Raw genomic sequence first — 21,286 nt, 5'->3', positions numbered from 1 at the left:
CGGCACACTTCGGCCCCAAGCGCGCCGAGACGTGATCACACCGGCTCGGGCACGGGCTGTGCGGCCTCCTCCCGGGCCAGGTCGATCACCTGGCCGACCTGACCGGCCACGTCCGTGCGATGGGTGATCAGCAGAACCGAGCGGTCACCGGCCGCCTCCAGGAGGTCGCGGGTGAGCGCCACGGCGGTCTCGTCGTCGAGATGCTCGGTGGGCTCGTCGAGGATCAGCACCCGGAAGTCGGCCAGCAGGGCCCGGGCGAGAGCCAGCCGGCGGCGCTGGCCACCGGACAGGGCCATGCCGTGCTCCCCCACGAAGGTCTCGAGCCCGTCGGGCAACGTCTCGACCCAGTCGAGCAGGCGCGCCCGGGCCAGGGCCGTCCGCAACTCGTCCTCACTGGCATCCGGGCGCCCGACGCGCAGGTTGGCCGAGATCGTGGTGTCGAACAGGTAGGCGTCCTCGGGCAGATAGCCGACGATCTTCCGCACCTGATCCGGATCGAGGCGCCGCAGATCGACGCCGTCGAGCGTGATCCGCCCGGCCGTGGGATCGAGGAACCGCACCAGCAGCGCCGCGACGGTGCTCTTGCCGGACCCGCTCGGCCCGACCAGCGCCACCCGCCCACCGGCCGGCAGCTCGAAACTGAGATCCCGCACGGCGGTCCGCCCGCGCACCCACGAGGCGCTGACCCCCTGAACGCTGACGGAAGGCACAGAAGCCGCCGGCAACGGGGCAGGCACCTCGGGGACGGTGATCGGGTCGGGGGTGCTGAGAATCTCGGCCAGGCGGGTCAGGGAGGCTCGGGCGGCGGCGAAGCGCTGGGCCGCCACCGGCAGACCGGCGACGGACTCGAAGACGGCGAGCGGGGTCAGGACGATGACGGCCAGCAGCTCGCCGTGCAGGGCCCCGGAGCGGACCGCCACAGCGCCCGCAGCCAGACCGACGATCAGGCTGAGGCCGGTGACCAGGGCGGTCACGGCGGCTGAGGCGCCGGCCGCGGCGGTGGAGCGCCGCTCCGCTTCCCGCAGGCGGGTGTCGGCCTCGCTGAGGCGGGCGAGCTGAGCCGGCGTCGCGCCGTACGCGATGAGGTCGGGCAGCCCGTGCAGCAGGTCGACGGTGGCCGTGGCCAGGTCGCCGCGCAACGGGGCCAGCCGGCCGTCGGCGCGGCGGGCCGCGGCGGACTGGAGCAGGGGCACCCCCACGGCCACGACGAGCAGGCCGAAGGCGAGCGCCGCTCCGGCGACCGGCGACATGGCGCCGACCAGCAGCACCGAGCCGAGCCCGACGACCGCCGCCACCGTGTAGGGCAGCACGACGCGCACGAGCATGTCGAGCACCGCGTCGACGTCGGCGGCCAGGCGCTGGGCCAGGTCGGCGCCCCGAAACCCGGCCGTGCCGGCCGGCGCGAGCGCGGCCAGACGGTCGAAGAGCCGCACCCGCAGACGCCCCAGCACCCGCAGGGCGGCGTCGTGGCCGGCGAGACGCTCGGCGTAGCGGAAGACGCCTCGCCCGATGCCGAAGGCCCGGACCGCGACGATCGCCACCATCAGGTGCAGCACCGGCGGATGCAGGGCGGCCCGCGAGATCAGCCAGGCCGAGGTGGCCATCAGCCCGACCGCGGCGCCGGCCGCGCCGACGCCGGCCAGCACGGCGAGCATCAGCCCCGGCGCGGCGGGCCGGGAGGCGCTGCGGAGCAGCTTGAACCAGGTCACAGCACACCGTCCGAGGTCAGCCGGGCCGCGCCGGAGATGAGCCGGGCGTTGCCCGAGGTGTAGCCGGAGGCCGCCGGACCAGAGCCGGGGCCGGAGCTGGGGCCGGGGCCGGAGTTGGAGGCTGGGCCGGAGCCGGAGGCGGCAGGACTGGCGGCGGCAGGACTGGAGGTGTGGGCGCCGGCCGGGGTCAGGTCGATGACGCGGCCGGCCAGGGCGATCAACTCGGGCCGGTGGGCGGCGATCAGCACCGTGCGGCCGCGGGCGAGGCGGCGGATCGCGGCCATGACCTGGTCGGCCGTGGCCGCGTCGAGGTTGGCGGTGGGCTCGTCGAGCAGGACGATCGGCGCGTCCCGCAGGAAGGCCCGGGCCAGGGCAATCCGCTGGCGCTGCCCGGCCGACAGGCCGGCGCCGTCGTCGCCGAGGACCGTTTCGTAGCCCTGCGGCAGCCCGAGGATGAAGCTGTGCGCCCCGGCGCGATGGGCCGCGGTGACGACATCGGCGTCCGGAGCGGCGCCGAGCGCGATGTTCTCCCGCACCGTCCCGGCGAACAGGTGCGGCCGCTGCGGCACCCAGGCGATCCGTGAGCGCCAAGCGTCCGGGTCGGCGCCGGTGAGGTCGGCCCCGCCGACCGTGACCCGGCCCGACGCCGGCGTGGCGAAGCCGAGCAGCACGTTCAGCGCCGTCGACTTGCCGCAGCCGCTCGGCCCGGTCAGCGCCACGATCTCCCCCGGCTCGATCACCGCGCTCAGGCGCAGCGCGTCGCTGTCGCGGTAGCGGACGGCGACCTCCTCGAACGCGATCGCCCCGTCCGGCACGGGTGCCGTCCCGGCCGTCGCCTCCAGCTTGTCGAGGATCTCGAACGCGTCCGACGCGGCGGCCAGGCCTTCCGCGCTGGCGTGGTAGTTGGCGCCGACCTGGCGCAACGGCAGATAGGCCTCCGGGGCCAGGATCAGCACGAGCAGCGCGGTGGCCAGGTCGAGCCGCCCGTCGACCAGCCGCAGGCCGATGCCGACGGCGACGAGCGCTACCGACAGCGTCGCCAGCAGTTCCAGGACCAGCGACGAGAGAAAGGCGATGCGCAGCGTACGCATCGTCAGGCGCCGCTGATCGTCGCTGATCCGCCGGATCGTGCCGGCCTGGGCGCGGGCCCGGCCGAACAGCTTGAGCGCCGGCAGGCCGGCGATCACGTCGAGGAAGTGGTGCGACAGCCGGGTGAGCAGCGTGAACTGCTTGCGGTTGGCGCTCTCGGTCTGGAGCCCGACCAGCGCCATGAAGACCGGGATGAGCGGCAGGGTCAGCACGATCGTCACCGTGGCGATCAGGTCGGCCGGCAGGATGCGGGCCAGCACGATCGCCGGGACCAGCCCGGCCAGCACCAGCTGCGGAAGATAGCGGGCGAAGTACGCGTCGAGCGCGTCCAGTCCCCGGACGACCAGGGTGACCGCGGCTCCGGTCTCGGCCGAACCCGGCCGCTGGGCGAGCCGCCGGAGCAGGGCGAGCCGCAGCTCGCTCTTGACCGAGGCCGACGAGCGGGCCGCCACCGCCTCCTGCGCCCAGGCGACCGCGGCCCGGCCCGCGACCACCACGGCCAGCCCGATCAGCGTGTTCCGCAGGTCGTCGAGGCCGGCACCGTGCAGGAACACCGCCGTGATGCCGTCGGCCAGCAGCGTCGCCTGGGCCACGATCAGCCCGGCCAGGACGGCGCCGAGCACGACCGTGACCGTCAGGTACACCCGGGTGCTCCGGGCGTATCGCAGCAGCCGCGGATCCAGCGGCCTCATGCCGGAATCTTGTCTACGCTGAGCCGCTTGCGGAACACCCAGTAGGTCCAGCTCTGGTAGAGCAGCACGAACGGCGTGCAGCCGACCGCGACCCAGGTCATGACCTTCAACGTGTACGGCGAGGCCGACGCGTTGGTGACGGTCAGGCTGTTGGCGTCGGCGATGGAGGACGGCATGACGTTCGGGAAGAGCGTCACGAACAACGCGAACACCGCCAGCACCAGGGTGGCCGCGGTGGCCAGGAACGCCCAGCCCTCGCGCCGGGCCCGGATGGCCGGGATCGCGGCGAGCAGGGACACCGCGGCCGCGGCCATGAGGATCCAGCCGGCCACGTCGTGGTGGGCGAGCGCCGTCCAGAGCAGGAAGCCGGCCGCGATCACGACCGCCGGCCCGATCAGCCGGGCGGCCAGCCGGCCCGCCCGTTCCCGGATCTCGCCGTCGGTCTTGAGCGCCAGGAAGACCGCGCCGTGCAGGGTGAACAGCGCCAGCGTGGTCAGGCCGCCGACCAGGGCGTACGGGTTGAGCAGGTCGAAGAAGCCGCCGACGTATTCGTGGCCGGCGTCCAGGCGTACACCCCGGACGATGTTGCCGAAGGCAACGCCCCAGAGGACCGCCGGGATCCAGCTGCCCGCGATGATGCAGAGGTCCCAGCGGCGGCGCCAGCGGTCGTCGTCGCGCTTGCCCCGATATTCGAAGGCCACGCCGCGGATGATCAGAGCGGCCAGGATCAGCAGCAGCGGCAGGTAGAAGCCGGAGAACAGGGTGGCGTACCACTCGGGGAACGCGGCGAACGTCGCGCCGCCGGCGACGATCAGCCAGACCTCGTTGCCGTCCCAGACCGGGCCGATCGTGTTGATGAGCAGGCGGCGCTCGCGGTTGTCGCGGCCCAGCACGGGCAGCAGGATGCCGACGCCGAAGTCGAAGCCCTCGAGCAGGAAGTAGCCGGCCCACAGCAGTGCGATGAGGGCGAACCAGACAGTGGTGAGTTCCATCGATAGGCCCCTGTTAGTAGGCGAACGCTAGTGGACGGTCATCCTCGGAGGAGTCCGAGTCGGAGGGTGGCGGGATCTCGGGGGCGCCGGCCCGGGCGTACTTCAAGAAGAGCCCCGCCTCGACGACGGCGAGCACGCCGTACAGCACGGTGAGGGTGATCAGCGAGGTCGCGGCCTCGCCGGTGCTGACCGAGGGTGAGACGCTCTCGGAGGTCTTGAACAGCCCGAACACCGTCCACGGCTGGCGGCCCATCTCGGTGAAGATCCAGCCGAACGAGTTGGCCGCGAGCGGCCCGCCGAACGAGAGGATGACGGCGAGCCACAGCCATCTGTTCGTGGGCGTACGGCCTTTGCGCATGGCCCAGAGCGCGACAAGCGCGACCGCCATGGTGGCGATGCCGAAGCCCATCATGAGCCGGAACGACCAGTAGGTGACGGGGATCGAGGGCGCGTACTCCCCCGGACCGTACTTCTGCTCGTACTCGGCCTGAAGGTTGTCTATGCCCTCGACCTCGCCGTCGAAGGTGCCGGTGGCCAGGAACGAGAGCAGCGACGGAATGCGGACGCTGTAGAGCTCCTCCTCGCCGTTGAGCGAGCCGATCGTGAAGATCGAGAAGCTGGCCGGCGCGGCGTCCTCGTAGAGCGCTTCGGCCGCGGCCATCTTCATGGGCTGCTGCTCGGTCATGATGCGGGCCTGCTGGTCGCCGGTGATGAGCACGCCGACGCCGGCGATGAGCACGACCCAGGCGCCGAGCTTGAGGCTGGGGCGGAAGACGTCCATCTGGTTGCGGCGCTTGAGGTGCCAGGCGCTGACCGCCATGAGCACCGCGCCGCCGGTGAGGAAGCAGGCGGTGATCGTGTGCGGGAACGTGACCAGCGTCGTCGAGTTGGTCAGGAGCTGCCAGATGCTGGTCAGCTCGGCCCGGCCGGTCTGCTCGTTGATCGTGTAGCCGACCGGGTGCTGCATCCACGAGTTGGCGGCCAGGATGAAGTACGCCGAGAGCAGCGTGCCGATCGCGGCGGCCCAGATCGTCGCCAGGTGCACCTTCTTGGGCAGCCGGTCCCAGCCGAAGATCCACAGACCGAGGAACGTCGACTCGAGGAAGAAGGCCAGCAGGCCCTCGATCGCCAGCGGCGCCCCGAAGACGTCGCCGACGAAGCGCGAGTAGTCGCTCCAGTTCATCCCGAACTGGAACTCCTGCACGATGCCGGTCACGACGCCGATGGCGAAGTTGATCAGGAAGAGCTTGCCCCAGAACTTGGTGGCCTTGAGGTAGTGCTCCTTACCCGTACGGACCCAGGCGGTCTGCAGGCCGGCGACGAGCACCGACATGCCGATGGTGATCGGCACGAACAAGAAGTGGTACACGGTGGTGATGCCGAACTGCCATCGGGCAATGTCGAGCGTGTCCACGGGCTGGTCCTTTCCACGGATGGCTCGATCCTTTCGGGTGAGGCCGTCCGCGGAGGAGGGTCTAAAGTCCTATGCCGCCCAAGACTTAAGTACTGGCATTTTTATGCCAGTACTTTCGGCTCTCCCGCGGCCGGGCCGAACCCGGAATGCTGCCGACCGTGGACACCGCGACCGCACCGACCACGCTCGGGCTCACCTCGGACCAGGCCGCCAGGCGCCTCGCCGCCGACGGCCCCAACGCCGTCGACCCGCCGCGCCCGCGCCGGCTGACCGGCCGGGTGGGCCGCCAGCTCGGCGACCCTCTCGTGCTGCTGCTCATCGCGGCCGCGGTGGTCACGGCCCTGCTCGGCGACGTGCCCGACACCGCCGTGATCGTGCTGGTCGTGCTGGTGAACACGGTGATCGGCGTGGTCCAGGAGGTGCGGGCCGACGCCGCCATCGCGGCTCTCGACCGCCTCGCCGCGCCGTCGGCGCGCGTGGTCCGCGACGGCCACGACCTCATTCTTCCGGCGGCCGATCTGGTTCGCGACGATTTCGTACGCCTGGAGGCCGGCGACATCGTCCCGGCCGACCTGATGCTGGCCGAGTCCCAGCGCGCCACCTTCGACGAGTCGTCGCTGACCGGCGAGTCGGCCCCGGTGTCCCGCGCGGCCGGCGAGGAGGCCGGTTCCGGCACGGTTCTGACCACGGGCCGGGCCGCCGGGCTGGTCGTCCGCACCGGGGCCGGCAGCTCGCTCGGCCGCATCGCGGCGCTGGTCGCACACACCGATGCCGGCGCGACCCCGTTGCAGCGCCGGCTGGCGACCCTGGGCCGGGTCCTGGGCCTGGCCGCGGTCGCGATCTCCGCGATCGTCTTCGCGGCCGGCGTGCTCTCGGGCCAGCCGGTGGCCCGGATGGCCATCACCGCGGTGAGCCTGGTCGTGGCGGCCGTGCCGGAAAGCCTTCCGGCCGTGGTGACCCTCGCGCTGGCCCTCGGCTCCCGCCGGATGGCCCGGACCAGGGCCATCCCCCGCCGCCTGCACGCTGTCGAGACGCTCGGCTCGGTCACGGTGATCGCCTCCGACAAGACCGGCACCCTCACCGAGAACCGCATGGCCGTCCAGCGCGCCATCACACCCACGGGCGCCGCCTTCGCCGTCACCGGCCAGGGCTATGCGCCCCTGGGCACCGTGACCGCCGACGGGCCGCCACATCCGGAAATGTCGGGCGCGGTGCGGGAGCTGGCTCTGGGCGGCCTCCTCTGCAACGACGCCGAGCTGATCGCGCCCACCGGCGACCGTCCGGAGTGGGCGGCCGCGGGCGACCCGATGGAGGCCGCGCTCGTCGCTTTCGCGGCGAGCTGCGGGCTCGACGCGGAGATCGAGCGCGGCCGTCACCCGCGCGTCGCCGAGCAGCCCTTCGACCAGGACACCCGCCGCATGGTCACCGTTCATCGCCGGCCCGAGGGCGGCTACCTGACCGTCTGCAAGGGAGCGCCGGAAAGCCTGCTCCCGGCAGCCGCCGGCTCAGCGGCCGGCGAGGCCGCGGTCGAGCCGACACGGACGGCGGAAGAGCCGGTGGGCGACCGGCCACGGGCGGCGGGCGAGGCCGCGGCCGAGCTGACACGCGCGGCGGGCGAGGCCGCTGGCGAGCTGACACGCGCGGCGGGCGAGCTGGCGGGGCGGGGGCTGCGGGTGCTGGCGGTCGCCACCGCGGTGACGGAGGAGCGGCCCGACCCGGGCGCACCGCCCGCGTTGCGGGTGGTGGGGCTGGTGGGCATCGGGGATCCGTTGCGGGCCGGCGCGGCCGGGACGGCCGAGGCGTTCGCGCGGTCGGGGGTGCGACTGATTCTCATCACCGGCGACCATCCCGCCACGGCCGGGGCCATCGGGCGGCAGCTGGGGATTCTCGGGGACGGCGACGAGGTCGCCTCGGGGGCCTCGGAGGTGGGTGCGCGGGTCTACGCCCGGGTGCAGCCCGAGGAGAAGCTCGACATCATCGCCGCGTTACAGGAGCGCGGCGAGGTCGTGGCGATGACCGGCGACGGGGTCAACGACGCGCCGGCGCTGCGGCGGGCCGACATCGGGGTCGCCATGGGCGGCGGCACCGAGGTGGCGCGGCAGGCGGCCGAGCTCGTGCTGGTCGACGACAACCTCGGGACCGTGGCGGCGGCGATCGGTGAAGGGCGGCGGATCTACGACAACATCCGGCGGTTCCTGCGCTACGCGCTGTCGGGCGGCATCGCGGAGCTGCTCGTGATGCTGGCCGGGCCGCTGCTGGGCATGCCGTTGGCGCTGCTGCCGGGACAGCTGCTCTGGATCAACCTGCTCACCCACGGCATCCCGGGGGTGGCACTCGGCGCCGAGCCGGCCGATGCCGGCGTGAGCGATCGGCGGCCGCGGTCGCCGCGGGAGTCGGTGCTCGGTGACGGGCTGCTGGCCAGTGTGATCCTGGGTGGCCTCTGTCTCGGGTCGGTGACTCTGGCCGCCGGGGTGCTGGCCATGCTGTTCGACCGGCCCTGGCAGTCGGTGATGTTCGTGGTGCTCGGGCTGGCGCAGCTCGGCGTCGCCCTCGCCGTGCGGGCCCGGCCCGCGGCCGGGACACCCCGCAACCGCTGGCTGCCGATCTCGGTGGGGGTGTGCGCGCTGCTCCAGGTCGGCGGCGTGCTGCTGCCGCCGTTGCGGGCGCTGCTGGGCACCGAGGCGCTGACCTGGCGCGAGCTTGTGGCGTGCGCCGTCTTCGCCGCGATCCCCGCCTTGCTGCTGCGCGCGACGGCCGGCGGGGCGGGACTTTGGTCCCGACTGGTCGGGCGCAAGGCCTCCGGCGCCGGCACGCCCGCGCGAGGAGAGTGATGGCCATGACAACGCCGCTCGAGAAGGCCGCTCAGGCCGCACAGCACGCCCCGTCCGTGTTCAACACCCAGCCGTGGTCGTGGCGCCTGGCCGGCGACACGCTGGAGCTGCGGGCCGACGAGGACCGCAAGCTCGGCACGGTGGACCGGGACGGGCGGCTCCTGCTGCTGAGCTGCGGGGCGGCGCTGCACCACGCCCGGGTGTCGCTGGCGGCGCACGGCTGGTCGGCGACCGTGGAGCGGTTCCCCGAGCCGGGGGTCCTGGCCCGGGTGCGGATCGGCGCGGCCGTTCCGGCCGACGCCGAGGCGCAGCGCATGGAGGCCGCCATCCCGCGGCGGCGCACCGACCGGCGGGCGTTCGGCGAGCGGGAGGTGAGCGCGGCCGAGCTGACCCGGCTTCGGCAGCTCGTCGAGGCCGAAGGGGCCTACCTGCACCTCGTGCGGGCCGACCAGATCGCCCAGCTCGCCATCTCGGCCGAGCTGGCCGGGGACGCCGAGCTCGACGACCCGGAATACCGGGCCGAGCTCGACCGGTGGACCAGCCGGCCCGACTTCGCCGGTGACGGCGTGCCCCGGTCGACCGCCGTCGAGCCCGCGCTGCGCCGGGTGCCGGTGCGCGACTTCGCCCCCGGCGGCGGGGCCGGGCTGGCCGCCGGGGCCGAGCACGACCAGGGTGCCGCCTACGTGGTGCTGTTCGGCGAGGACACGCGGCCGGTCGATCTGCTGCGCGGCGGCGAGGCCCTTTCCGCCCTGCTTCTGCTCGCCACCGCCGACGGGCTGGCCACGGCCCCGATCAGCGACGCCATCGAGGTCGAGTGGCCCCGGCAGCTCGTCGCCGGGCTGCTGGCCGGGGTCGGCGAGCCGTACCTGGTCGTGCGGCTCGGCTACCCGGCCGGGGCGGAGCCGCTGCCGCCCCGCCCGCGCCGGGATGTCCGCGACGTCATCACGATCATCGAATAGGAAGAACAGGGGGCTCACGGTGTCCGCCTACGACGAAACCGACCTGCGCCTGGCCGCGAAGGCCGGGATCCGGGCGCCCTCGATCGGCAACAGCCAGCCCTGGCTGTTCCGGCTCGACGGCGGCGCCATCGAGGTGCGCACCGACCCCTCCCGGCGCCTGCACCACCTCGACCGTGACGGCTGGGCCGCCCGCCTGGCCTGCGGCGCGGCCACGTTCAACGCCCGCCTCGCGCTGGCCTGGGCCGGCCATCCGGCCGAGGTGCGGCTGCTGCCCGACCCGCACGACGCCGGGCTGATCGCCCGGCTCGACCCCGGGCCGGGCCGGCCGCCGACGTACGCCGAGGCCGAGCTGCACGCCGCGATCGAGCGCCGCTACAGCAACCGGGGGCCGTTCTGGCCCGACCCGGTGCCGGCCGACGTGCGGGCCCGGCTCATCGCCGCCGCGCGTGAGGAGTCGGCCTGGCTCGACCTGCTGGTCGGCATGACCGCGATCGGGGCCTTCGCCGAGATCGCCCGCTCGGCCGACCGGGTGCTCCGGCGCGACGCCGCCTATCAGGCCGAGCAGGCCTCGTGGACCCATGTCGAGGCGGCCGCCGACGGCATCCCGGTCACCGCCGGCGCTCCGCTGGCCGAGCCGCAGGACCTGCTGCCGCAGCGGTTCTTCAACGACCGGCGGCGGGTCGCCGGGCGCGACTACGAGCCGGAGCCGCTGGTCGGCATCCTCGGCGTGGCCGGCGACCGGCCGGCCGACCAGGTCCTCGCCGGTGAGGGGCTCCAGCGGGTGCTGCTCACCGCGACCGCGGCCGGGCTGGACACGTCGATGATCAGCCAGCCGATCGAGGTGCCGGCCGCCCGCGAGCAGTTGCGCCGGTCGCTGGGCCGCTACGGATGGCCGCAGATCGTCGTCCGCTTCGGCTACGGCTCCCCCGGTCATCCGGCGCCCCGCCGCGACGTGACGGAGGTGATCTAGGCCGGACCGGTGGCGATCCACGGCATCTTTTGTGGGATCCTCACAAAGCATCTCGTCTGCCATGCACGATGCGAGCATTGGTTACCCAGCGGTAATCGGACAGGGTAGAGGCAGGTGCAGGCGGCGCTCCGGGACCCGGACGTCGCCTTCTGCGCGTAAGTGGTGCTGGGAGGCTCAACCGGTGTTCAGTCGTGTCGCAATCGTCAACCGCGGAGAGGCCGCGATGCGGCTCATCCACGCCGTCCGGGATCTGTCCGCCGAGACCGGCGCGCGCATCGAGACGGTCGCGCTCTACACCGACGCCGATCGGAACTCGACGTTCGTGCGCGAGGCCGACGTCACGTACAACCTGGGCCCCGCTTCGGCCCGGCCCTACCTCGACCTGGCCGTCCTCGAGCGCGCCCTGCTCGCCACCAAGGCCGACGCGGCCTGGGTGGGCTGGGGCTTCGTGGCCGAGGACCCGGCCTTCGCCGAGCTGTGCGACAAGATCGGCGTCACCTTCGTCGGGCCGAGCGCCGAGGCCATGCGCAAGCTCGGTGACAAGATCGGCGCGAAGCTGATCGCCGAGGAGGTCGGCGTCCCGGTCGCTCCGTGGAGCCGCGGCGAGGTCGCCACGCTCGAGGACGCGCTGCGGGCCGGCGACGAGATCGGCTATCCGCTGATGCTCAAGGCCACCGCCGGTGGTGGCGGCCGGGGCATCCGCATGGTCGCCTCCGGGGCCGACCTGGCCGACGCCTACGAGCGGACCAGCCAGGAGGCCCTGCGTGCCTTCGGCTCCGGCGTCGTCTTCCTGGAGCGCCTGGTCACCGGCGCCCGCCACGTCGAGGTGCAGGTCATCGCCGACGGGCAGGGCACCGCCTGGGCCCTCGGTGTGCGCGACTGCTCGGTGCAGCGGCGCAACCAGAAGATCATCGAGGAGTCGGCCTCGCCCGTGCTCGGGCCGGAGCAGACCGCCGAGCTCAAGAGGAGCGCCGAGCGGCTTGCCGTCAAGGTCGGCTACCGCGGCGCCTGCACTGTCGAGTTCCTCTACCACCCGGGCGAGAAGCTGTTCGCCTTCCTCGAGGTCAACACCCGCCTCCAGGTCGAACACCCGATCACCGAGATCACCACCGGCACCGACCTGGTCCGCCTCCAGCTGCACGTGGCCGGCGGCGGCAAGCTGGAGGGACCGCAGCCGGCCGAGGCCGGCCACGCCGTCGAGGCCCGGCTCAACGCCGAGGACCCCGACCGCGACTTCGCCCCGGCGCCCGGCCGCATCGCCCGGCTCGCCCTTCCGGCCGGCCCGGGCATCCGGGTCGACACCGGTGTCAGCGAGGGCGACACCATCCCGGCCGACTTCGACTCGATGATTGCCAAGATCATCGCGTACGGCACCGACCGTGAGCAGGCGCTGGGACGCCTCCGCCGGGCCATGGCCGAGACCACCGTCATCATCGAGGGCGGCGCCACCAACAAGAGCTTCGTGCTCGACCTGCTCGACCAGCCCGAGGTGATCGACGCGTCGGCCGACACCGGCTGGATCGACCGCGTCCGGGCCCAGGGCCGCCTGGTCAGCCACCGCCACTCGGCCATCGCGCTGGCCGCGGCCGCCATCGAGGCTTACGAGGACGAGGAGGAGGTCAGCCGGCAGCGGCTGCTCGCCACCGCGCACGGCGGCCGCCCGCAGGTGCAGCACGACACCAGCCGCCCGCTCGACCTCAAGCTGCGCGGCACCTCGTACAAGGTCTCGGTGGCCCGGGTCGGCCAGCGGCGCTTCCGGGTCGGCGTCTCGGCCGGCGGCGACGTGCACACGGCCGACGTGGTGCTCGAGCGCTTCGACGAGCACAGCGGCCAGGCCCTGGTCAACGGCCGCCGCTTCCGGCTGGTCACCGCCACCCACGGCCCCATCCACCTGGTCGAGGTCGACGGGGTCACCCACCGGGTCAGCCGCGACGAGGGCGGCGTGGTCCGCTCCCCCGCCCCGGCCCTGGTCGTGGCCACCCCGCTCGCCGTCGGTGACGAGGTCGAGGCGGGTGCTCCGATTCTCGTACTGGAGAGCATGAAGATGGAGACGGTGCTCCGGGCGCCGTTCCACGCCCGGGTGCGCGAGTGCCCGGTGAGCGTCGGCAGCCAGGTCGAGACCGGAGCGCCGCTCATGCGCCTGGAGCCGCTCGGCGACGGCGCCGAGGCCGAGGCCACGGCGAGCGACGAGGTCAAGATCGACCTGCCCGTCAAAAACGCGGATGAGCCCGCAGCCGACCGCGCGCTGGAGCACCTGGCCGACCTCCGCAGCATGCTGCTCGGCTTCGACGTCGACCCGCAGAGCCGCAAGCGCGTGCTCGGCGGATATCTCGCGGCCCGGGCCGAGCTCGGCGGGCGCCCCCTGCCGGGCGAGCTCGACCTGCTCACCGTTTTCGCCGACCTGCTGGAGCTCAGCCGCAACAAGGGCGATGCCGACGTCGAGCCCGGCAACCCGGTGCACAGCCCCCGCGAGTACTTCCACAGCTACCTGCAGAGCCTCGACGCCGAGCGGGCCGGTCTCACCGACGGCTTCAAGGCGCGGCTGGAAGCCGTGCTGGCTCATTACGGCGTGAGCGGTCTCGACCGTACGGCCGAACTGGAATCCGCCGTTTTCCGCATCTTCCTGGCCCAGCAGCGCGTGTCGGCCGAGGCCGCCGTCGTCTCCGAGCTCCTGCGCCAGTGGCTGGCCGGCTCGCCTCCGGCCGAGCCCCTGGCCGAGCAGGCCGGCCTGGTGCTGGAACACCTCGTCTCGGCGACCCAGGTCCGCTTCCCGGCCGTCTCCGACCTGGCCCGCGGCGTCGTGTTCCGCTGGTTCGCCCAGCCGCTGCTGCGCCGCAACCGGGCCCGGGTCTACGCCGAGGTCCGCGACGACCTGCGCCACCTCGACGCCAACCCCGAGGCGGCCGACCGGGCCGAGCGGATCCAGTCGATGGTGGCCAGTTCCGAGCCCCTCGTGCGGCTCATCGGCCAGCGCATCGGCCGGCCCGGCCGCGACCACGCCCCGCTGCTGGAGGTGCTGACGCGCCGCTACTACGGCAACCGCAGCCTGTCCGAGTTCACCACCCGCGAGGCCGACGGCGTCCGGTTCGTCACGACCGGGCACACCGGCCCGCGCGGACTGACCCGGGTGGTCGCCGCCGCCGCCGACATCGCCGCACTGCCGGGAGTCCTCGAAGCGATCAAGGACGCCCAGGTCGCCGACATCTACGTGAAGTGGGAGGACCAGCCCGACGCGGACGCCATCGCGGCGCGACTCTCGGAGACGCTCTCTCAAAAGACACTGAACGTCCGCCGCGTCACGATCACCGTGGCCGGCAGCAGCGGCGTCATGCACCACCACTTCACCTTCCGGCCGGACGAGAGCGGCGCGCTGGTGGAGGACAGGCTGATCCGCGGTCTGCACCCGCAGATCGCCCAGCGCCTGCAACTCCAGCGGCTGCGCGAGTTCCACCTCACCCGGCTGCCCTCGGCCGACGAGGAGATCTACCTGTTCAAGGCGGTCGCCCGCAGCAACCCGGCCGACGAGCGGCTCATCGCCATGGGCCAGGTCCGCGACCTGACCCCGCTGCGCGAGGCCGACGGCCGCCTGGTGGCGCTGCCCGCGGTCGAGGACGCGATCACCGCCGGCCTCGACGCGATCCGTAACATCCAGGCCCAGCGCCCGCAGAACAAGCGGTTCGACACCAACCGCATCTTCTTCTACATCTGGCCGACCACCGAGCTGTCCCCCGACGAGCTGAACGCCCTGGTCCAGCGCATCCTGCCGACCACCGTGGGCGCCGGCCTGGAGGAGGTCGAGTTCCTGGCCCGGCAGCGCACGTCGAGCGGCGAGCTCACCGAGGTCTCGGTGCGGATCACCCTGGAGGCGGGCGGAGCCAAGCTGCACGTCGGCGAGCCGACCACCGACGTGGTGCAGCCCCTCGACGACTACCGCCAGAAGGTGCTGCGGGCGGCCCGCCGCGGCAACACGTACCCGTACGAGCTCACCGGCATGCTCGGCGACTTCACCGAGTACGACCTCGACGACGGCGAGCTCAAGCCCGTCGATAGGCCCAAGGGCCGCAACACCGCGGCCATCGTCGCCGGTGTGGTGACGACGAAGACCGAGCGCTACCCCGAGGGCGTCACCCGGGTGCTGCTGCTCGGCGACCCGACCAAGTCCCTCGGATCGCTCGCCGAGCCCGAGTCGGCCCGGGTCATCGCCGCGCTCGACCTGGCCGAGCGGATGCGGGTGCCGCTGGAGTGGTACGCCCTGTCGGCCGGCGCCAAGATCTCGATGAGCTCGGGCACCGAGAACATGGACTGGGTCGCGGCCGCCCTCAAGCGGATCGTCACCTTCACCCAGGCCGGTGGCGAGATCAACATCGTGATCGCGGGCATCACGGTCGGCGCCCAGCCGTACTGGAACGCCGAGGCCACCATGCTCATGCACACCAAGGGTGTGCTGGTCATGACCCCCGACTCGGCCATGGTGCTCACCGGCAAGCAGTCGCTCGACTTCTCCGGCGGCGTGTCGGCCGAGGACAACTTCGGCATCGGCGGCTACGACCGGGTGATGGGCCCCAACGGCCAGGCGCAATATTGGGCGCCCGACCTGGCGGGCGCCCGCGACGTGCTCATGGCCCACTACGACCACACGTACGTCCTGCCCGGCGAGACCGGACCGCGGCGCGCGACCACGTCGGACCCGTCCGGCCGTGACGTCTCCTCGTTCCCGCACACGTTCGCCGGCAGCGACTTCACCACGGTCGGCCAGATCTTCTCGGCCGAGCACAACCCCGACCGCAAGAAGCCCTTCGACATCCGCACGGTGATGCGCGCGCTGGCCGACCAGGACCACATGGTCCTGGAGCGCTGGGCCGGCATGGCCGACGCCGACACGTCGGTGGTGCAGGACGTCCACATCGGTGGGTGGCCGGTCTGCCTGGTCGGCATCGAGTCGCGCTCGGTGCCGCGCCGAGGCTTCCCGCCCACCGACGGCCCGGACACGTACACCGCGGGCACGTTGTTCCCGCGCTCGTCGAAGAAGACCGCCCGCGCCATCAACGCCGCGTCGGGCAACCGGCCCCTCGTCGTGCTGGCCAACCTGTCCGGCTTCGACGGCTCCCCCGAGTCGATGCGAAAACTGCAACTGGAGTACGGCGCCGAGATCGGCCGGGCCATCGTGAACTTCGAGGGCCCGATCGTCTTCTGCGTCATCTCCCGCTATCACGGCGGCGCGTTCGTGGTCTTCTCCAAGGCCCTGAACCCGAACATGACGGTCCTCGCGCTGGAGGGCTCGTTCGCCTCGGTGCTCGGTGGCGCCCCGGCCGCCGCCGTCGTCTTCTCGGGCGAGGTCAACAACCGCACGGCGACCGACCCGCGCGTGGTCGACCTCCAGGCCCGGGTCTCCGGCGCCAGCGGGGCCGAGCGGGCCGCGCTGAACTCGCGGCTGGCCGAGCTCCAGTCGTCGGTCCGGGCCGAGAAGGTGGGCGAGGTGGCGGCCGAGTTCGACCGCGTGCACAGCATCCAGCGGGCGGTCGAGGTCGGCTCGGTGGACGCCATCATCAGCACGGCCGACCTGCGGCCGCGCATCATCGAGGCCATCGAGCACGGCCTCAAGCGCTGAGGGGTTTCGGCCGCCGGGAGACCGGCGGCCGAACCGTCACGCGCGCGGCGGCCAGACGCGGTCCGCTTGCGCCTGGGCCACGCGACGCCGCGTACGCCAAGGAAAATAAGCCGCGAGAAGACCGACCAGAATCAGCACCGCGCCCGCGATGATGACGCGCAGCGAGTTGAAGAAGTTGGTCGACCGGTTGGTGATGCCGTCGTCGGTGACGAACTGCTCCGGGTGGGCCGGGTCGTACTTGATCTGCAGGGCCGGGTGGGTGGCCGGGTCGCAGTCCTTCGCGTCGGAGCAGGCGATCCGCGACTCGTGCTGCTTGTCGCCGATCCAGTAGCGCAGCAGCGCCTGGGCCTGCCCGACCAGGGTGGCCTCTTTGTAGTCGAGCAGGACGGCGTTGACCTCCGTGCCCTTGCTCTGCAGGCGATCGGCCTGCGACGCGTCCTCGCGCTTGACGACGATGCCGCCGATCAGCAGCGCCAGGCCGGCCGCGACCAGCACCCCGGCGGTCACGTAGACGAGCACCTTGCCGCGGGTGTTCGGGTGCGAGGGGTCACCGCTGGACATCCGTCGTTCCTCCTGGTTCGTGGGGGTGGGCGGGATGACTTTAGCGACATCACCTGTGCGGCTTCAGCCAGCGGGCCGTCGCGCGGGCGATCGCGGGCATGACCGGGTCGTCCGCGATCTCGTCGAGCAGCCGGCGGTGCCCGTCGGTCCCGATGCCGTACGTGACGCCGTGCAGCACATGCTCGTCCCGTTGGCGGGCCAGGACGAGACGCCATTGCCGCTCGCTGAAGCTGCCGCCGCAGTGCGGCAAGGCCCAGGCCGCGGCCCGGCGCACGGCGAGGTCATGGGCGGGCCCGGTCAGAAGATCGAGGAGCAGGGGCCGGTGTACGCCGGTGCCCAGCATCGTCAGCGTCTGCAGGGCCCGGGTCGGGTCGCCGCCGGAGCGCCGGGCCAGGTCGCGGCGGCAGCCCTCGAGCAGCACCTCGGCGACCGGCTCCCGCAACGGCGTCTGCGCGATGGTCATGGCCGCGAACACCCGCCGGTCGACCGCCGATCCGTCCAGGGCGGTGCTGACCAGGGCGGCCAGGACCGGGTCGGGCTCGCCGGGCTCCCCGAGCCGGGCGGTCGCCTCGGCGGCGACCCGTCGCCCTTCGGCGGTGACGACTTCTTGCGCTTGCTGGGTGTACGCCCGATGGGCGGCCCCCAGCAGCCGGCCGGCCTCCCCGGTCGCGCCGGTGTGCCCCAGCACGCGGGCCAGCCGTTCCGCCTGCTCGCCCTGGAAGTGCCCGTTCTCGATCTTCCGTACGGCCGCGAGCAGCGCGCCCTGATGATGCCGGTCGCTGTCGGGGGATTCGAGCTGCTGGAGGACGTACGCGTTGGCGACCGGATCCGCCGTCACGTCCAGAAGGGACAGTGGCTCGATCACGGCCGGGCGACGGGGATCCTCGACCAGGTCGACGCAGGCCTCGATGAGGTGGATCCCGGCCGACGGGTGTTCCAGCAGGCGGCTGGCCGCCTCCTGCCGTTGCAGCCACGCGGTGCCCTCGTTGACGGTCAGGTCGTTCAGCAGCTTCTCGCCGATCTCCCGCCACAGGCCGGGCGGGTGCAGCAGCAGGCCCGGGCGTTCGCCGGCGAGGTCGGTGAGCTCACCCCACTGCGTGCCGGTGAGCGGGTGCCGCGAGCGGGCCAGGTCGAGGAGTTCGTGCAGCGCCCGGTCGCCGGCCGGGCGCCGGCCCGGCGGCGGCCGCAGGGCGTCGGGCAGCGTCCGGTAGAGGGCGTCGCGCACGGTGACCAGCGACTCCGGCTCGAGCCCGAGCAGCCGCTCGTAGCGCCGGACGACGTCCCGGCCGGCGGGCAGGGCGCCGCTCTCCCACCGCGTGACGTGCGAGGGCGCCAGCCGGGGACGGCCGTCGGTGCGGTACGCCTCGGCGAACGCCCGGCCGCTGCGAAGCTCACCGCCGGCGCCGAACCGGCGGTTGGCCCGGAGCAGCCAGCCGACGTAGTCGGCCCCGGTCAGCGTCACGGCTCTTCCTGCCCGCGTTCTTCCCGCCCGCGGCCTTCACGCCCGGCGGCCGATCGCCGATGGCGGGGCGTGACGCCGGGCGCGGTGCGTATCTCCACCACCGCCGGGCCCGGCCGCAGCGCCTCCCGTGCCAGGTCGGCGACCTCAGCGCTCCCGGCCCCTTCCTTCAACAGGAACAGCGTCAGGTCGAGGCCGGTCATGTCGCCCGGGTGGGTCAGGTCGCCGTCGAAGACCACCACCTTGCGCGCGGGCGAGGCCAGGGCGGCGCCGATCGCGAGAGGCAGGGCCCGGCTCCCGGCGGCGAGGAAGCGGCCGTCGCGGGGACGGGCGATGAGCGCGCACGCGAACGCCTCGCACCGGCCGCCGCCGACCACGACGACGGCGTCGGCCGGGATGAGCGCGTCGATCGTGGCCAGGGCCCGCCGGGGGTCGACCGTCCCGGCCGCTATCGGCGGCGCGTGGTCGCGCAGGTCCTCCCGCCAGCACTCGGCGGCGCCGCCCACCGGCACGAACCAGGGCGCCCGCCGGGACACGGCGCCGCACAGCAGACCCAGGATCTCCCCCGTGTCGCCGTCACCGTCGTCGACCAGCACCGTCCGCGGCGCTTCCGAGCCCACCCCCGCCCGGCCGAACGACAGCACCAGGTCGGCCGCTCGCAGGATCCGTTCGGCGGCCGGGTGGGCCAGGTCGCCGGCGAGGCCGAGGTCCTGCGCGTGGCCGTCGAACAACCCCTTGGCGGCCAAAGTGGTGGCGAGGGCTGCTCCTGTGCGCTCGGCCAGATCCCGTACGAGATCGGCCCTGCCTGTGGCCTGAACGCCCCGCCCGGCGAGAAGCACGGGCCGCCGGGAGCGCGCCAGCGCGGCCGCCAGCCGGCGGGCCACCGCCGCGTCGTCCCCCACGGTAAGACCGATGCGCGGCCGGGGCGCCGGCAGTTTGACCGCGCCCACTCGCACCGGCGCCGTCAGCAGCTCCGCGTCGACGCCCACCACCACGGGACACCGCCGGTCGGCCGCGATGCTCAGCGCGTCGGCCAGCACCGCCGCCGGGTCCTCACCGGGCCACATCCGGCGGTACTCGGTCACGTCGTGCTCCTCGGCGGCCGCGATCAGCACGACCGCCGACCGGTTGCGCGAGGCCACCCGCAGCGACGACACGACCTCGCTCAGCCCGAGCCCGTGCGGCACCGAGCAGATGCCGGGCCGCCCGGCCGCCCACGCGTACCCCTCGGCCATGGCCACCGCGGCGCTCTCGTGATGGGCCGCCACGACCTCGGCGCCGCGCTCACGCAGGGCGAGCAGCAGGGCCGCGTTGTCGTCACCCATCAGCCCGAAGACGTGGCCGCGGCCACTGGCGAGGATCGCCTCGGCGAAGGCCTGCGCGTGGGTGGAACCGGCCATCGATCTCCCTCGGATCTCCGCAGCCCACCGGCCGGGTCGAAGGCTGAAGGATAGCCGAGGACGCCGCGGCCGGACGAAGCCGAAAGCGGCGATCATGTATCGTCCGCCCCGTGGGCGACGCTCTCGAAAGGTTGATCACGGCGGGTTCACCGGGCTTGGCGCCCCCGTCTCCGGCGCGGCCCCCGCTCCACGACCGCAAGAACGGCTTCTACGCCTTCGACTCGGCCCTGCTGGTCCGCCCGGTGTCAGCGCCGTCCGGCCCGGTCCTGGACGTGACCGCCTGGAACTCCCGCCAGCTCTGGGGCGCCGTCTACGGCAGCATCCTCGATGGCGTCAGCTTCTTCGCCGAGGACGTTTTCGGCGGCCAGTTCGGCCTCCGCGGCGACGAGGTCGTCTCGTTCGACCCCGAGATCGGCGAGCTCGAACACATGGCGTCCTCCCTGGAGGCGTGGGCCGCCGAGATCATCGACGACCACTCGGTGATGACCGGCCAGCCCCTGGCCCACGAGTGGCAGGCGAGGAACCGCCCCCTCGCCCCCGGCGAACGCCTGATCCCGATCGTCCCCTTCGCTCTGGGCGGCGAATACGCGACCGGCAACCTGCGCCCGGCCACCGACGTCGAGGCCATGCGCGTCTACGGCGACCTCTACAAGGTGACCTCCTCCCGATGAGCCGAGGGGCCATGGCCGCGATCCTGGCCGGCTGCTTCGTCTGGACGATGATCGTCGTCGGCCTGTCGTTCGCGATGGTCGAAAAGGGCGCCGCCCAGTGGTGGGTGATCCCCCTCTTCGGCGCGGCCATGCCGGCGATCGCGGTCCTGGCCGTCCGCCGCGTCCCGGTCGCGGTCCCACCCAAGCCCGCGCCCGAGCCCACCGAACTGCTCAGCCCGCGCGAACTGGAGGTGCTGCGCCACCTGGCCGCCGGCCACTCCAACAGCGAGATCGCCAAGGCCCTGTTCCTCGCCCCCGGCACGGTGAAGGCGCACCTCAACCACATCTTCCGCAAGCTCGGCGCGACCAGCCGCCTGCAGGCCGTGGCCCACGCTCGCGAGGCCGGGCTGCTGGATTGAACCAGGTCTAGGCCGTTCGGCAGACGACTTTCGCGGCCGCCCACCCCTAGCGTCCGCCGCATGAAGCTGAAGTTCGCCCTCGCGGCACTGTTCGTGGTCGTCGTCGAAAGCCTGTCCCTGAAAGAGTTCCTGCCCCTGCCGGTGGCGTTGCTGATCGCCGCCGCCTGGGCGGCCGGCATGAGCTTCGCCGCCCACCGGGCCGGCCGCCGCCCACGGTTGAGCATTTGGTTGGAGGAGGGTCTGGTCTTCTTCGGCTGCGCCACCATGGGCCTGCTGGCCTTCGGCGGCGCCATCGGGCTGCTCATGCTCGGCACGGCCCTGGACAGCTCGTCGATCACCGGCGAGACGATGGTGACGATGTTCCTGCCCAGCATCCCGATCGCGATAGCGGCGAACGTCCCCACCGAGCTCGTCGTCATCCCGGGCCTGCTCATCCTGGCCTGGCGCCCCGGCCCCCGCCGGGTGCTGGTGGTCGCGGCGGCCGCGCTCTACTTCGTACACCGGATCTGGACCTATCTGGTCTTCGCCCCCGA

General features: G+C 73.1%; 13 protein-coding genes. 6 read left to right on the top strand and 7 right to left on the bottom strand.

The annotated features are described in order from the left end of the window. Nucleotides 1-35: 35 nt before the first annotated feature. Genes cydC through ACQP2X_RS20745 form a run of 4 tightly spaced genes read right to left on the bottom strand, consistent with a single transcriptional unit; the run spans nt 36 to nt 5,896 of the window. Nucleotides 36-1,709, bottom strand: a complete 1,674-nt coding sequence (gene cydC, locus ACQP2X_RS20760; protein ID WP_498699367.1) for a thiol reductant ABC exporter subunit CydC — start codon at nt 1,707-1,709, stop codon at nt 36-38. Then, nucleotides 1,706-3,490, bottom strand: coding sequence for a thiol reductant ABC exporter subunit CydD (gene cydD, locus ACQP2X_RS20755; RefSeq protein WP_498699365.1), 1,785 nt, complete (start codon nt 3,488-3,490; stop codon nt 1,706-1,708). The genes cydC and cydD overlap by 4 nt, the downstream gene beginning before the upstream one ends. Then, nucleotides 3,487-4,482, bottom strand: coding sequence for a cytochrome d ubiquinol oxidase subunit II (gene cydB / locus ACQP2X_RS20750; protein WP_498699364.1), 996 nt, complete (start codon nt 4,480-4,482; stop codon nt 3,487-3,489). Before cydB ends, cydD begins: the two co-directional genes overlap by 4 nt. A 13-nt stretch (nt 4,483-4,495) precedes the next feature. Beyond that, complete coding sequence (locus ACQP2X_RS20745; protein ID WP_498699363.1) at nt 4,496-5,896, bottom strand: cytochrome ubiquinol oxidase subunit I; 1,401 nt, start codon at nt 5,894-5,896, stop codon at nt 4,496-4,498. Between the two features lie 158 nt (nt 5,897-6,054). Between ACQP2X_RS20745 and ACQP2X_RS20740 the strand changes: the two genes are divergently transcribed. The 4 genes from ACQP2X_RS20740 (at nt 6,055) to ACQP2X_RS20725 (ending at nt 16,264) form a co-directional block, all read left to right on the top strand. Beyond that, nucleotides 6,055-8,727 (top strand): cation-translocating P-type ATPase, encoded by a 2,673-nt coding sequence (locus ACQP2X_RS20740; protein WP_498699361.1) that lies wholly within the window; start codon nt 6,055-6,057, stop codon nt 8,725-8,727. Between the two features lie 5 nt (nt 8,728-8,732). Then, nucleotides 8,733-9,686 (top strand): Acg family FMN-binding oxidoreductase, encoded by a 954-nt coding sequence (locus ACQP2X_RS20735; protein ID WP_498699359.1) that lies wholly within the window; start codon nt 8,733-8,735, stop codon nt 9,684-9,686. A 19-nt stretch (nt 9,687-9,705) separates the two neighbouring features. Then, nucleotides 9,706-10,656: an Acg family FMN-binding oxidoreductase gene (locus tag ACQP2X_RS20730; RefSeq protein WP_498699357.1), complete on the top strand. Its 951-nt coding sequence runs from the start codon at nt 9,706-9,708 to the stop codon at nt 10,654-10,656. Between the two features lie 181 nt (nt 10,657-10,837). Beyond that, nucleotides 10,838-16,264: an ATP-binding protein gene (locus ACQP2X_RS20725; RefSeq protein ID WP_498699355.1), complete on the top strand. Its 5,427-nt coding sequence runs from the start codon at nt 10,838-10,840 to the stop codon at nt 16,262-16,264. Between the two features lie 36 nt (nt 16,265-16,300). On the opposite strand, the gene ACQP2X_RS20720 is transcribed toward ACQP2X_RS20725, so the two are convergent. Genes ACQP2X_RS20720 through ACQP2X_RS20710 form a run of 3 tightly spaced genes read right to left on the bottom strand, consistent with a single transcriptional unit; the run spans nt 16,301 to nt 19,684 of the window. Next, the gene (locus tag ACQP2X_RS20720; RefSeq protein WP_498699353.1) at nt 16,301-16,825 is read right to left on the bottom strand and encodes a hypothetical protein; all 525 of its coding nucleotides are present in this window, start codon (nt 16,823-16,825) and stop codon (nt 16,301-16,303) included. A gap of 49 nt (nt 16,826-16,874) precedes the next feature. Beyond that, entirely contained in the window at nt 16,875-18,287 is a 1,413-nt protein-coding gene (locus ACQP2X_RS20715; protein ID WP_498699351.1) for a hypothetical protein, read from the bottom strand. Beyond that, nucleotides 18,284-19,684 (bottom strand): thiamine pyrophosphate-binding protein, encoded by a 1,401-nt coding sequence (locus ACQP2X_RS20710; protein ID WP_498699348.1) that lies wholly within the window; start codon nt 19,682-19,684, stop codon nt 18,284-18,286. Before ACQP2X_RS20710 ends, ACQP2X_RS20715 begins: the two co-directional genes overlap by 4 nt. A gap of 110 nt (nt 19,685-19,794) precedes the next feature. On the opposite strand from ACQP2X_RS20710, the gene ACQP2X_RS20705 reads away from it, so the two are divergent. Both ACQP2X_RS20705 and ACQP2X_RS20700 read left to right on the top strand, forming a co-directional pair. Continuing rightward, nucleotides 19,795-20,355: a hypothetical protein gene (locus ACQP2X_RS20705; protein WP_498699347.1), complete on the top strand. Its 561-nt coding sequence runs from the start codon at nt 19,795-19,797 to the stop codon at nt 20,353-20,355. After that, nucleotides 20,352-20,753: a helix-turn-helix transcriptional regulator gene (locus tag ACQP2X_RS20700; RefSeq protein ID WP_498699346.1), complete on the top strand. Its 402-nt coding sequence runs from the start codon at nt 20,352-20,354 to the stop codon at nt 20,751-20,753. Before ACQP2X_RS20705 ends, ACQP2X_RS20700 begins: the two co-directional genes overlap by 4 nt. Nucleotides 20,754-21,286: the final 533 nt, after the last annotated feature.

It is taken from the genome of Actinoplanes sp. CA-131856, assembly GCF_050956135.1.
GTDB lineage: Bacteria > Actinomycetota > Actinomycetes > Mycobacteriales > Micromonosporaceae > Actinoplanes.
The sequence above is the reverse complement of the archived record's forward strand: the minus strand, read 5'-3'. Positions and strand labels throughout refer to the sequence as shown.